Raw genomic sequence first — 12,989 nt, 5'->3', positions numbered from 1 at the left:
TTATGGAAAATAACGCTGAAATAAATGCTTTAGTAAAATTGTTAGATGATCCCGATGAAGAGGTTTATCGCCATGTAAAACAAAGGCTGTTTGAATATGGTGGCGAAGTGATTCAATTTCTTGAAAATGCGTGGGAGCAGTCTTTCGACAGCTTATTGCAAGAACGTATAGAAAATATTGTACACCAAATACAATTTCAAAATGTTAAAGAAGACTTAAAACTTTGGTATTTGAGTGGTGCTTTTGATTTAATGCAAGGCGCATTGATTATTAATAGATATCAATATCCTGATTTAGATGAACAAAAAATCATCATTCAGTTGGAAGATATTAAGCGGGAAATTTGGCTAGGTATGCAACAAGAGATGAGTTCTTTAGAAAAAGTAAAGCTCATTAATCATGTTTTGTACAATCAATATGGTTTCGGAGGAAATACCAAAAACCACCTCGACCCACAAAATTCTTATTTGAGCCAAGTTTTAGAAAGTAAAAAAGGGAATCAAATTTCTTTGGCGATAATTTACTCTACCCTTGCGCAAAAGCTAGATTTGCCTGTTTACGGCATCAATTTGCCACAGCATTTTATTTTAGGTTATGTTGATGAAAGTAAACAAGATGGCAACGAAAATGGCGTTTTATTTTACATCAATGCTTTTAACCGCGGAAATATTTTTGGGAAACACGACGTTGATCAGTTTTTACGACAGCTTAACTTACAAGCCATGCCCGAATATTATAAGCCTTGCACAAATACTGATGTAATTAGGAGAGTACTCCGCAATTTAATTTCTGCTTATGAAAATGCAGGGGCAACTGAAAAAGTAAAAGAACTAAATGAGTTGCAGGATGTTATTGCTGATGATTGATCATTAATCTATAATTTAAAACTTATTCTTCATTAACCAAGTTGCCATCAAACCAAACCAATCTACATCACTGGTTTTGTTTTTAAGCCCAAAACCATGTCCGCCAGCTTCATAAAGATAAATATCTGTGTCAACGCCGTATCTTTTAAGTGCTTCGTTCATTAAAATACTATTTTCTACAGGTACAGTTTTATCATCTTTAGCATGTACGAAAAACACTGGAGGGGTATTTTTAGTTACATTTCTATTTGCAGAAAAATAGGTTTTCATTTCATCGCTTGGTGTTTTACCTAAAAGATTATCCATTGTGCCTTCATGCACAAATTCTTTAAAACTAACTACTGGATAAAGCAATACGCCGAAATCAGGACGTAAACTAATTTTTTCTTCGTCCGCAATTTTTAAATCTCCATAATGAGTTAATAAAGTAGCAACCAAATGACCACCTGCAGAGAAGCCTAATATCCCAATTTTATTCTTTTTAATTCCGTATTTCTTAGCGTGTTTTCTGATCAGATAAATGGCTTGTTGCGCATCCTGTAACGGTCCGTAGGTTTTATCAACCATAATTTCATCGTTAGGTAAACGATATTTTAATACAAATGCAGTTATACCAATTTCGTTAAAACGCTTGGCAACATCCAAACCTTCGTGACTAAAAGCTAAACTGCTGTAACCACCACCCGGACAAATTATAACCGCCGTACCATTCGCTTTTTCTTTTGGCGCTTTAAAAACAGTAAGTGTTGGAATAGACACCTTCGTTACACTCAACGTACCATTTGCTCTAGTTACCGTAGTTTCTACATAAGTTGCAGGCGTTGGTTTTGCACCAGGAATTTCCGCTGGATAAATTGGAATGATTTTTTGAGCATTTACATTAATAATTCCCATACAAAATGCTGTTACAAGAAATGACTTGATCATAATTACAAATTTAAAACTCCATTAAATATGCTTTTAAAAATTCATCTATATTTCCATCAAGCACCGCTTGCGGATTTGATGTTTGATAATTCGTTCGATGATCTTTCACACGCCTATCATCAAGCACGTAACTTCTAATTTGCGAACCCCATTCTATTTTCATTTTTTTGCCCTCAATGGCGGCAGTTTCTTCGTTGCGCTTACGTTGCTCAATTTCATACAATTGCGATTTTAACAAACGAAGTGCGTTTTCCTTATTCTGCAACTGCGAACGAGATTCTTGATTTTTAATAATAATTCCCGATGGCTTATGGTGTAAACGAACAGCGGTTTCAACTTTGTTTACATTTTGTCCACCAGCGCCACCGGCTCTAAAAGTCTCAAACTCCACATCAGCCGGATTGATATAAATCTCTATCGTTTCATCAACTAAAGGATATACATAAACGGATGCAAAAGACGTATGTCGGCGGGCATTGGAATCAAACGGAGAAATGCGTACCAAACGATGAACACCATTTTCGCCCTTTAAATAGCCGTAAGAAAAATCGCCATCAAACTGTAACGTTACCGTTTTTATACCCGCAACTTCACCCTCTTGACTATCTTGCTCGGTAATTTTATAGCCGTTTTTTTCGCCCCACATCATGTACATACGCATCAGCATGTAGGCCCAATCACAACTTTCTGTTCCACCTGCACCTGCCGTAATTTGCACCACTGCAGAGAGCTGATCTTCTTTCGTGCGAAGCATATTTTTAAGCTCCAAATCTGCAACCGCATCCTTACTAACATCAAATTGTTCTTGCAATTCTTCCTCGGTGGCATCGCCAGATTGAAAAAAATCCATCAAAACCGAAAGATCTTCAACACCGCTATTTGCTTTCCCAAAACCATCAGTCCATTTTTTCTTGGCACTAATTTCTGCTAAAATTTTCTCTGCTTTTTTCGGGTCATCCCAAAAATCGGGCGCCATGGTTAGTTTTTCCTCTTCCCTTATGGCGTAAAGTAGTTCATCAACGTCAAAGATGCCTCCTCAGCGACGTTATTCTGTCCCTTAAATCCTGTATTTGTTCTTTGGTCATGAGGCAAAGATAAGGTTTTAGTGTATTCGTTTTTTATTTGGTTGATTTTTTGGTTGTACTAAGCGCATCATGTTCAACGAAACTCAGTCCCATCTAAAAATTTCTATAGTATCCGATCCTAAATGGAGTTGTAACTTTTTTTTTACATCGCATTAAACCATTGAATGTGCAAGCACTCTATTCTACAAAATTACAAGTTTGAAATTGCCGGCAATTCAATTTAAAACCAAAATTTATCATGAAAAAGAAATTATTAGGATTATTTTTAATGGGTGGGATTACGTTTGGCGCGATGGCACAAACTACACCTGCAACACCTGCAACCGCAAAAGCAGGCTGGAAAGCAGAAAAAAGTGATAGAAAACGCATAAAGGAAGGCGTTAAAACGGGTGAGCTTACAAAGGCAGAAGCAAAAGATTTACGAGAAGATAATAAAGGCCTTAAAAATGAAGTTAAAGTGGCTAAAGCCGATGGAAAAGTTGACAAGGCAGAAAGAAGGGTTTTGGCCAAAGATCAATCAAAATTTAGCAAAGAGATTTATCACAAAAAACACAATGCCCGTAAAAGAGCATAATTTTTAACCAGTAGCCACCAGCATAATATAAAAGTTGGTGGCTATTTTTACACGCCTTATGAAATTAAATATCTACCTACCTATTATTTGCTTGCTATTTTTTTGCAGCAAATTTGTTAGTGCTCAAACCGACAGTACTGAAACCGATATTTCCTCAAAAAAAACACCTTATTTCAAAGCATCCTTAAACTTTCTCACTAATAATGTTTACCAAGGTAGAACAGATTCTGTTAAAGTGCCTTATCTTACAGCATCGTTCGCTTATTATTTAAAAAATGGTTTAAACATCAATGTTAGCGAAAGCTTCCAAACAAACACATCTAAATTCGATAATTTTGCAGTCGATTTGGGTTACGATCATGATTTAAGCGACGAATGGGCACTAACAGTAGATTTAAACAAATCATTTTACAATAAAAATAGTACATCAATCCGATCCGCAGTACTAGCCGATTTAGATGCAGAAATAATTTACGATCCCGGTTTTTTAACTTTTAATCTAAGTGCCGGATTGGCTTTTGCTTCCAAAACAGATTATACCACGGCATTGAGTGTTTCGCATTGGTTTGCACTAGATAAAGCCGAACATTTATCAATAGTGCCTCAATTTATGGTTAACGCAGGCACACAAAACTTTTACACAGATTACCGCAAAAAAACAGGAAAAAGAAAATTAATTGCTATTACCAATTATACGGTTGCCAATAATACTGGCTTCGCTATACTTGATTATGAAATAGATGCACCAATAACTTGGGCAAACAAAAGTTGGTCGTTTTTCTTGGATCCAGTTTTTGCTATACCTGTACACCCGATAACAACCACCACTACAAGCACTGTTTCTTATTTAGACAAAACTAAAAATACTACCAAAACGAATACTGAAAATTTAAAAGGTGTTTTTTATGCATCCGTTGGCATAGATTTTAAATTTAAATAGAATTGGGCACGAAAAAATATTTCCGTGCCCAATTATTATCAAAATACTTTTTACAACTTAAATAAAAAAATTGTAACGTAGTTTAATTTAGAACATTCCTTTTAATTTATCCAAAAGACCGCCACCAGCGTTTTGCGCATTTGGATCGGCACTTTGACCACCACCAAACATTCCAATAACATCGCTTACATCAAATTTACCATCTGCACCGCCGCCAAGCTTACCTAAAATATCGGTAATGTTAAACGAACTGTCGTTAGGATCTGCTGTTTTTTGTGTTAATTTACTAATAATCATCGGGATAACACTTGCAGCAATGGTTTTCGCAGTTGCTGCGTTTATACCCATACCGCTTAATTTTTCGGTAAACGAACTTGATGCATTTTGAACCACTGCCGAGCCATCAGTACTTCCTCCATTAAAAATATCGGCTAAACCGCTAATATTACCCGAAGAAACTTGATCTTTTAAAGCATCAAAAATTGATGAAGACGCCGCACCAATTGCCGCTTCATTTTGTTCGTTTGGAACTTCGCTATTATTTACAACAGCATCTTGCACGTTTTCGCGCACCAATTCATTTAAATTTTCTAACATTCTTTTTTTAATATTTAATTAATTGGGATGAAAAACCTAAGGATTTGATAATTAAAGTTACAAGGAATTTTTGAGAAGAAAAACTGTTATCAATTTTGATTGTTAAAAAAGTGAATTTAATTTTTGCTTTACTACATTTACAAAAACAAAAAAAATATGTTGCCTAAAATAAACTTTACCGAAACTGCCGCATACAAATATTTGGCAGATCATTTTATAGATATTAACAAAAAAGATATTAAGGATCTTTTTGCAGCCGACAAGGAGCGGTTCGCTAAATTCTCAGTTTTTTTTGAGGATATTTTATTGGATTACAGCAAAAATAGAATTAACGACGAAACAATGGCATTGTTAATGCAATTGGCTCGTGAATGTAAGCTCGATGATGCGATAAAAGCAATGTACAGCGGCGAAAAAATAAACGAAACTGAAGATAGAGCCGTGCTTCACATCGCCTTACGTAATGTGAGCAATACACCCATTTTAGTAGATGGTAAAGACATTATGCCAGAAATAAATGCGGTACTGGCTAAAATGGAAAAGTTTAGTGCCAATGTTATCAGCGGCCAATGGAAAGGTTACACTGGTAAAGCCATAACCGATATTGTAAATATTGGAATTGGAGGTTCAGATTTGGGCCCTGTTATGGTTACTGAAGCTTTAAAACATTATAAAAATCATTTAAACCTTCATTTTGTATCCAATATTGATGGTACGCACATTGTTGAAACATTAGCGGGACTAAATGCGGAGACTACTTTATTTTTAGTGGCCTCGAAAACATTTACCACGCAAGAAACCATGACAAATGCGCACTCTGCTCGCACTTGGTTTTTGCACGAAGGTGGCGCAGAAAACGAGATTGCTAAACATTTCGTTGCGCTCTCTACAAATGAGAAAGATGTAGCTGCTTTTGGTATTGATACCGAAAATATGTTCGAGTTTTGGGATTGGGTTGGTGGCCGTTATTCTTTGTGGAGCGCCATCGGATTATCAATTTCGCTGAGTATTGGCTTTGATAATTTCAAGGAGTTGCTAAAAGGTGCGCACGCAACTGATAATCACTTTAAAAACACCGAATTTGAAAGCAATTTACCGGTAATTTTAGGTTTATTGGGCATTTGGTATATCAATTTCTATAACGCAGAAACGCAAGTTATTTTACCTTACGATCAATATATGCATCGCTTTTCGGCATATTTTCAACAGGGCGATATGGAAAGCAATGGTAAACACGTAGATAGAAATGGCAATGAAGTTGATTATGAAACCGGCCCAATTATTTGGGGCGAGCCAGGCACAAACGGCCAACATGCATTCTATCAGCTTATCCATCAAGGTACGCGAATTATCCCCGCAGATTTTATCGCGCCAGCACAAAGTTTAAACCCACTTGGCGAACACCACGCTATTTTACTATCGAACTTTTTTGCGCAAACGGAGGCATTAATGAATGGAAAAACCGAAGAAGAGGTGAGCGAAGAACTTAAAGATGCAGGCGATACCGAAACTAAAATAGAAGAACTTGCACCATTTAAGGTTTTTGAAGGTAACCGACCTACAAACTCCATCCTTTTAAAGAAAATTACGCCATATAGTTTAGGCAGTTTAATAGCTATATACGAACATAAAATATTTGTTCAAGGCATAATATGGAACATTTTTAGCTTCGACCAATGGGGCGTAGAGCTTGGAAAACAGCTGGCGAAAAAAATTCTGCCAGAACTGGAAAATAATTCAGAAGTGTCAAGTCACGATAGTTCGACAAATGGTTTAATAAACCAATACAAAGCTTGGAGATAAGCGTAATAAATTACTGAAAAATCCGTGAGCGCTCCACCTCACGGATTTTTTCGTTTAAGTAATTTATTTCGCTCCTTAACATACCAATTTTCGTTAAAAAAATTTTAATTTCGTTTTAGCTAAATACATCGCCAATCAAAATAAATTTAGGCTAAACATTTAAACACAGCTTGAGCGTATTATCCGTTTGCGATAAACTAACTTTTTATTTACAACTGGCCGATAAGGATTCTTCCCCAAAAGCCATTAAACAATTATTAATGAAAAAAATTCTTTTTGCCTTAGCTTTCTCGGCTATGGCTGTTCATGTATCTGCACAGAAAGTGCAGTTTACAGAATTTGATTTAGATAACGGATTGCACGTTGTTCTTCATCAAGATAAAACTGCGCCCGTAGTTGCGGTTTCCGTAATGTACCATGTTGGCTCAAAAGATGAAGACAGTACAAGAACGGGTTTTGCCCACTTTTTCGAACACCTTTTATTTGAAGGAACGGAAAACATTAAAAGAGGGGAATTTATGAAATTGGTAAGCAGTAATGGCGGACAAAACAATGCCAATACTAGTCAAGACCGTACTTTTTATTATGAACTTTTCCCTTCTAACCAATTAGAACTTGGCTTATGGTTGGAAAGCGAGCGCATGATGCATCCAATTATTAACGAAGTTGGTGTAAAAACACAAAACGAAGTTGTAAAAGAGGAAAAGCGCCTCCGTATTGACAATTCTCCTTATGGTAAATTTTCAGAAAATATCTTTAAGCACTTATTTGCTGGGCACCCGTACCGTTGGCAACCAATTGGTTCTATGGCTAATTTAGATTCGGCAAAATTAGGCGAATTTGTATCTTTCTTTAAAAAATTCTACGTACCCAATAATGCTGTATTGGTTGTAGCCGGTGATTTAGATTTAGAAAAAACAAAAGATTTAGTTAAAAACTATTTTAACGATGTACCAAAAGGTGCACCTGTGGTTAAAACACAATACGTTTTACCAGCAATTACGAAAGAAATTATCGATACCGCGTACGATTCAAATATTCAAATTCCGGCAATTATGGCCGCTTATCGTGTACCAGGAATGAAAACACGAGAAAGTAAAGTATTGGGTATGATTAGTTCTATTTTATCTGGCGGAGGAAGTTCTAGATTAAGCACTAAAATGGTGGATGAAAAGAAAACAGCTTTACAAGTGTTGGCCTTTAATTACTCATTAGAAGATTATGGCGCTTACATAACCCTAGCACTCCCAAATAAAAACACGCCGTTAAACGATTTATTGAAAGATATTGATATTGAAGTAGCGCGTTTACAAACTGAATTAATTAGCGAAAGCGACTATAAAAAACTGCAAAATAAATTCGAAAACGAATATGTAAGTGCGAACAGCAAAATGTTGGGCGTGGCAGAAAATTTAGCTAATGGCTATACCTTTCACAATAAAAATACTAACGATATTAACGAGGAATTAAACGTAATAAAATCTATCACTCGAGAGGAAATTAGAGATGTTGCTAAAAAATACCTCAATAAAAACCAACGAGTTGTATTGTATTATTTACCAAAGAAATAACACCAAGCTAGGTTCATATTAATTATAAAAACATGAAGAAAATATTCATTATAGTTGCAGTAACACTATTGGCTCAAGGTGTATCGGCTCAAAAAATAGATAGAAGCCACAAACCAAAACCGGGTCCGGCACCGATAATAACCATTGGCGACCCTGTGGTTTATAAACTGGCCAACGGCATTACCGTGTTGGTTGTAGAAAACCACAAACTACCTAAAGTTTCGGCAAGTTACAGTATTGATGCTGGTCCTATTACCGAAGGAAGTAAAGCTGGTGTGATTAGTTTAATGGGCGGTATGCTTAACGAAGGCACCACAACCAAAACTAAAGCACAGTTTGATGAAGCCGTTGACCAACTAGGCGCAGATGTAAATATTGGCGCCTACGGTGGCAGCTCATCAGCTTTGACACGCTATTTTAGCCAAGCTTTTATGCTTATGGCAGATGGAATCAGAAACCCATCATTTCCAGCCTCATCATTCGAAAAATTAAAATCGTTAACGTTAACAGACTTGAAATCGAACGAAAAAAATGCAAAAGCAGTTTCGGGTAGAGTTGTAGAAGCATTGGCTTACGGCAAAAATAATCCCTTTGGAGAATTTGATACGGAAGCATCCATCAATTCTATTACTTTAGGAGATGTTAAAGTAGCCTATAAAAAATATGTTACACCATCGAGAGGATATTTAACTTTTGTTGGCGACATAAAGCCACTTGTGGCTAAGGCTTTAGCAGAAAAAGCCTTCGGAACTTGGAAAGGCAATATGCTTACCTTGCCAATCGTACCCAAAGTTGCTAATCCTGTAAAAACAGAGGTTGATGTTGTAAACTTGAGCAATGCGGTACAATCAGAAATTACCGTAACCAATTTAATCGATTTACAGATGAGTAATCCTGATTACTTCCCTGTTTTATTGGCGAACCAAATTTTAGGCGGTGGCGCTGAATCAAGGTTATTTATGAACCTGAGAGAGAAACACGGCTTTACTTATGGCGCATATTCTAACACAGGCAGCGGTCGTTTTCAGTCGAAATTCTCGGCATCTGCAGCGGTTAGAAATGATAAAGTAGATAGCGCCGTAGTAGAATTTTTAAGGGAAATAAACACAATTAGATCTACGAAAGTTTCGGAAGAAGAATTGCAAAATGCTAAGAATTTATATAATGGAAATTTTGCATTGGCTTTAGAAAACCCTGCTCGTACTGCTAGCTTTGCAAGTACAATTCTAATTAATAATTTACCTAAAGATTTTTACCGCACTTATTTACAAAAGATAAATGCTGTAAGTACAGATGACGTTTTAAGAGTAGCAAAGAAATATTTTAACCATGATAATACCAGAGTAGTTATTGTGGGTAAAACCGATCAGTTTGTTGCTGGATTAAAGAAAAATGGATTTGCTGTTAAGGAATTTGATAATTTAGCAAATCCTGTTAAGGCTGAAACCGCTAGCACAGCACCTGCAAAATCTGCGCAAGAGGTGATAAAAAGCTATATTACTGCAATTGGTGGTGAGGCTAATTTAGAAAAGGTAACATCTATTGAACAGGTTGCCGATATGGAAATTCAAGGTACGAAGCTTGGTTTAGTAATGAAAAAATTAGCGCCAAACTTTAGCAGTAACGAAGCTACAATGATGGGACAAACCGTAATGAAACAAGTTTTTAATGGCAATACCGGCTACCAAATGCAAATGGGCAAAAAAGCAGTGTTAACTGCAGAAGAAATTGCCGATGCAAAAAATGATAAAGGCTTATTTAACCAACTTTATTATTTTACCGATGGTGGAAAAGTAGAATCGGCTGGAATAGCAAAGGTTGGCAATGCCGATACTTATAAATTAATTATTACCTCGGCAGATGGTAAAAAGAAAACTGAATACTACGATGTAAAATCGGGTTTGTTGTTAAAAGATGAAAAAGTAACACCAAATAATGGTGTGGATATTTCGCAAACGATGGAATATAGCGACTATAAAAAAGTTGGCGACATAATGTTTCCTTTTAAGATAAACCAAAGCATGCAATCGCCAGCTGGCGGACAAGAATTTACAATTGTTGTAAAAGAAATTAAACTCAACTCGCCGTTAAAAGCCGAGGATTTTAATTAAAAATTTACTACCTTTAAAATAGGCCTTTCGATATAAAATTGTAAGGCCTATTTTTTTGATAAAAAAATTTAAACTACATCAGCCTAAATTTGTTACTTAACCTAAAATTCTCATTATGAAAAACCTAAAGTATATTTTAATTGCTACTTTACTATCTTCGAGTATTGTTGCCCTTGCCCAAACTTCGCCAGAAGTTACTAAAAAGATTGTAGCAGAGAAAAATTATGTGTTTGTTGCCAATTCTGCCACACCAATGGCCACTGCAGATATAAGTAAAGTATTAAATGCTATACCTGGAGCACAAGGTGGAGGCACGATAGCGCTAACTGGATCGCAATATGATTTGAAAGTAACTAAAGACAGTGTTATAGCGTACCTACCTTATTATGGCAGGGCTTACACGGCACCGATGAATCCGTCAGAAAGTGGAATAAAATTTACCTCGAAAGACTTTTCATATAAGGAATCAAAAAATAAAAAAGGTGTTTATTCTATTCAAATTAATACTAAAGACGTTAAAGCAGAAAATTATAAGTTAACCTTGACCATTTCTGAAAACGGATATGCATCATTAACGGTAATTAGCGTGAACAGACAGCCGATCAACTTTAACGGTGTGACTGAGGAAGCTAAAAAATAGTTAATTATAAAAGAGTGCTTATCTGCCCCAAAATTTAGACAATTTTGGGGCTTTTTTTATTGATCGAGGATTAGAAATCCTTAGGTTATCGAGTTGCGATTAAAAACTCCAAGAAACTTAAATCCATTTTTTAAGACGAGGATTAGAAATCCTCAGTTATACAAGTCTGGATTACAAATCCCGACCAACATAGGTACAAATCCCGACCAACATTAGGATCGAGACTAATATAAATCAATTGTTTTTTTAGTCGAGGATTAGAAATCCTCAGTTATACGAGTCGGGATTACAAATCCCAACCAACATAGGTATAAATCCTCACCAACATAGAATAAGAAAAATCACATGCTAACTCTATTTCTGAATCAACTTAATTTCGAAAATACTTGGCCATTTTTTACCTGTTACAAACAAGCGCTTAGTCGTTTTATCGTACGCAATTCCATTTAAAACATTGTTTCCAATTTCATCATCTGTTTTAAAATAATCGGCAGGCAAAAGTCCGCTCATATCTATTTTACCTTCAACAGCACCGCTTTTTGGATTGATGATTATAATGTAATTCTTGGTGTAAACATTCGCATAAATTTTCCCATCAATAAACTCTAACTCATTTAAGTTATCAATTTTGCCTTTATCATCGTAAACCTCAATTGAACCCGTTTTTTTATAGGTATTCTTATCCAAAAAAATAATCGAATTGCTACCTTCTGTGGTTAATATTCTTTCTCCATCGAAGGTCATACCCCAACCTTCTCTACCAGCGGTATAAGAAAATTCGCTAATTTTTTTCAATGTGTTACTGTCGAAAACAAATCCCGTTTGTTCCTGCCAAGTAAGCATAATTATTTTATCGCCAATTTTAACTGATCCTTCGCCGAAATATTGAGGTGCTAACTGTGTTTTTTGAATCGTTTTGCCTGTATTTACATTAACCCATTTCAACTCCGATTTACCCTTTTCTCCCGTGCTTTCGAGAAACTTACCATCATAATAACCCAAACCTTCTGTATAGGCAGAAATATCGTGAGGAAATTTATTAACAATTTTGTAAGTGTAATTTACTGGAGGGTTTGATGCCAATAATATAAAATTGGCAACTAATTCTTCTGCGGTACCGTCAGTGTAAATTTTCGCGGTTAAAAGGCGATTGCCGAGTTTAAGCGCCGAAGTTGTTATAGCTTTTGCTAAAGTATCTTTGTGAGATGAAACCCGGGTAGAATCTATGAAATATACCACAGAATCAATGGTTTTATCTTTAGCAAATTGGATGCTCACCTTAATATCTTTCCCTGCCGTAAAAGTACTTCCTCCATCAGGCGTAATGAAGCTGCTGTATTTAGAAGCTGGATCAGTTTTACAGGCAAACGTAATTGTAGCGAGTGTTGCAACCAACACCAGGTTTTTAATTTGTTTAATCTTCAGGCCAAAAAGCATCTTCAATGTGTTTTAAAGTATAAGTGTTGTTCTTGTTAAATGTTATTGCAATAATATCAAAACGAATTTCGTTTTGATGGTTCATCAATTCGATATATTGTAAAGAAGCATGCTCCATTTGCTTCTGCTTTGCTAAATCTACAAATTCTTCTGGTTGGCCAAAGGCTATTGAAGTTCTACTTTTTACTTCAACAAAGATGATCATTCTATCTTTGTAAACAATTAAATCTACCTCTGCCTTTCCATGTGTCCAATTTTCATCTAAAACCTCATAATCATTTTCCTCAAGGTAATTTTTAGCAATCAGCTCTCCTTTTTTACCTAAATCGTTGTGGGTGGCCATATTGTAGTATCAAGTATTTAGTATCTAGCATCAAGACATTATCAGTTGTGAGTTATGGGTTGCGGGTTATCGGTTGCGTGTTTTTAAATGCCTGC

General features: G+C 35.9%; 12 protein-coding genes. 7 read left to right on the top strand and 5 right to left on the bottom strand.

The annotated features are described in order from the left end of the window. The first annotated feature begins 2 nt into the window (after window positions 1-2). Window positions 3-866, top strand: a complete 864-nt coding sequence (locus EZJ43_RS02600) for a transglutaminase-like domain-containing protein (protein WP_133261094.1) — start codon at window positions 3-5, stop codon at window positions 864-866. A 15-nt stretch (window positions 867-881) separates the two neighbouring features. On the opposite strand, the gene EZJ43_RS02595 is transcribed toward EZJ43_RS02600, so the two are convergent. Beyond that, on the bottom strand, window positions 882-1,793 hold the full coding sequence (locus tag EZJ43_RS02595) for an alpha/beta hydrolase (protein WP_133261093.1): 912 nt from the start codon (window positions 1,791-1,793) through the stop codon (window positions 882-884). Window positions 1,794-1,803: 10 nt separating this feature from the next. Beyond that, a protein-coding gene (gene prfB, locus EZJ43_RS02590) for a peptide chain release factor 2 (protein ID WP_133261092.1) occupies window positions 1,804-2,878 on the bottom strand; the annotation gives its coding sequence in 2 pieces (ribosomal slippage) (window positions 1,804-2,817 and window positions 2,819-2,878; 1,074 coding nt in all). A 238-nt stretch (window positions 2,879-3,116) separates the two neighbouring features. On the opposite strand from prfB, the gene EZJ43_RS02585 reads away from it, so the two are divergent. Both EZJ43_RS02585 and EZJ43_RS02580 read left to right on the top strand, forming a co-directional pair. Beyond that, window positions 3,117-3,452 (top strand): hypothetical protein, encoded by a 336-nt coding sequence (locus EZJ43_RS02585; RefSeq protein WP_133261091.1) that lies wholly within the window; start codon window positions 3,117-3,119, stop codon window positions 3,450-3,452. Between the two features lie 58 nt (window positions 3,453-3,510). Then, a complete protein-coding gene (locus tag EZJ43_RS02580; RefSeq protein ID WP_133261090.1) occupies window positions 3,511-4,392 on the top strand; it encodes a hypothetical protein in 882 nt (293 codons plus the stop codon). A gap of 87 nt (window positions 4,393-4,479) precedes the next feature. Here EZJ43_RS02580 and EZJ43_RS02575 read toward each other — a convergent pair whose 3' ends face one another. After that, on the bottom strand, window positions 4,480-4,989 hold the full coding sequence (locus EZJ43_RS02575) for a DUF937 domain-containing protein (protein ID WP_133261089.1): 510 nt from the start codon (window positions 4,987-4,989) through the stop codon (window positions 4,480-4,482). Window positions 4,990-5,145: 156 nt separating this feature from the next. On the opposite strand from EZJ43_RS02575, the gene pgi reads away from it, so the two are divergent. The 4 genes from pgi (at window position 5,146) to EZJ43_RS02555 (ending at window position 11,114) form a co-directional block, all read left to right on the top strand. Further along, complete coding sequence (gene pgi, locus EZJ43_RS02570) at window positions 5,146-6,792, top strand: glucose-6-phosphate isomerase (RefSeq protein ID WP_133261088.1); 1,647 nt, start codon at window positions 5,146-5,148, stop codon at window positions 6,790-6,792. Window positions 6,793-7,052: 260 nt separating this feature from the next. Beyond that, window positions 7,053-8,363 (top strand): M16 family metallopeptidase, encoded by a 1,311-nt coding sequence (locus tag EZJ43_RS02565; RefSeq protein ID WP_133261087.1) that lies wholly within the window; start codon window positions 7,053-7,055, stop codon window positions 8,361-8,363. 32 nt (window positions 8,364-8,395) lie between these two features. After that, window positions 8,396-10,474 (top strand): insulinase family protein, encoded by a 2,079-nt coding sequence (locus EZJ43_RS02560; protein WP_133261086.1) that lies wholly within the window; start codon window positions 8,396-8,398, stop codon window positions 10,472-10,474. 115 nt (window positions 10,475-10,589) lie between these two features. Continuing rightward, window positions 10,590-11,114 (top strand): DUF4251 domain-containing protein, encoded by a 525-nt coding sequence (locus EZJ43_RS02555; RefSeq protein ID WP_133261085.1) that lies wholly within the window; start codon window positions 10,590-10,592, stop codon window positions 11,112-11,114. A 354-nt stretch (window positions 11,115-11,468) separates the two neighbouring features. On the opposite strand, the gene EZJ43_RS02550 is transcribed toward EZJ43_RS02555, so the two are convergent. After that, window positions 11,469-12,551: a glutaminyl-peptide cyclotransferase gene (locus tag EZJ43_RS02550; protein WP_133261084.1), complete on the bottom strand. Its 1,083-nt coding sequence runs from the start codon at window positions 12,549-12,551 to the stop codon at window positions 11,469-11,471. Beyond that, a complete protein-coding gene (locus tag EZJ43_RS02545; protein WP_133261083.1) occupies window positions 12,529-12,894 on the bottom strand; it encodes a YraN family protein in 366 nt (121 codons plus the stop codon). Before EZJ43_RS02545 ends, EZJ43_RS02550 begins: the two co-directional genes overlap by 23 nt. Between the last annotated feature and the right edge of the window lie 95 nt (window positions 12,895-12,989).

The sequence above is a fragment of the Pedobacter changchengzhani genome, from assembly GCF_004354365.1.
GTDB lineage: Bacteria > Bacteroidota > Bacteroidia > Sphingobacteriales > Sphingobacteriaceae > Pedobacter > Pedobacter changchengzhani.
The sequence above is the reverse complement of the archived record's forward strand: the minus strand, read 5'-3'. Positions and strand labels throughout refer to the sequence as shown.

Bases quoted from the DNA above. Each gene is read 5' to 3' on its own strand.
- EZJ43_RS02545 (WP_133261083.1), bottom strand. From the start codon at position 12,894: ATGGCCACCCACAACGATTTAGGTAAAAAAGGAGAGCTGATTGCTAAA.
- EZJ43_RS02580 (WP_133261090.1), top strand. From the start codon at position 3,511: ATGAAATTAAATATCTACCTACCTATTATTTGCTTGCTATTTTTTTGC.
- EZJ43_RS02585 (WP_133261091.1), top strand. From the start codon at position 3,117: ATGAAAAAGAAATTATTAGGATTATTTTTAATGGGTGGGATTACGTTT.
- EZJ43_RS02550 (WP_133261084.1), bottom strand. From the start codon at position 12,551: ATGCTTTTTGGCCTGAAGATTAAACAAATTAAAAACCTGGTGTTGGTT.
- EZJ43_RS02595 (WP_133261093.1), bottom strand. From the start codon at position 1,793: ATGATCAAGTCATTTCTTGTAACAGCATTTTGTATGGGAATTATTAAT.
- EZJ43_RS02575 (WP_133261089.1), bottom strand. From the start codon at position 4,989: ATGTTAGAAAATTTAAATGAATTGGTGCGCGAAAACGTGCAAGATGCT.
- pgi (WP_133261088.1), top strand. From the start codon at position 5,146: ATGTTGCCTAAAATAAACTTTACCGAAACTGCCGCATACAAATATTTG.
- EZJ43_RS02560 (WP_133261086.1), top strand. From the start codon at position 8,396: ATGAAGAAAATATTCATTATAGTTGCAGTAACACTATTGGCTCAAGGT.
- EZJ43_RS02565 (WP_133261087.1), top strand. From the start codon at position 7,053: ATGAAAAAAATTCTTTTTGCCTTAGCTTTCTCGGCTATGGCTGTTCAT.
- EZJ43_RS02600 (WP_133261094.1), top strand. From the start codon at position 3: ATGGAAAATAACGCTGAAATAAATGCTTTAGTAAAATTGTTAGATGAT.
- EZJ43_RS02555 (WP_133261085.1), top strand. From the start codon at position 10,590: ATGAAAAACCTAAAGTATATTTTAATTGCTACTTTACTATCTTCGAGT.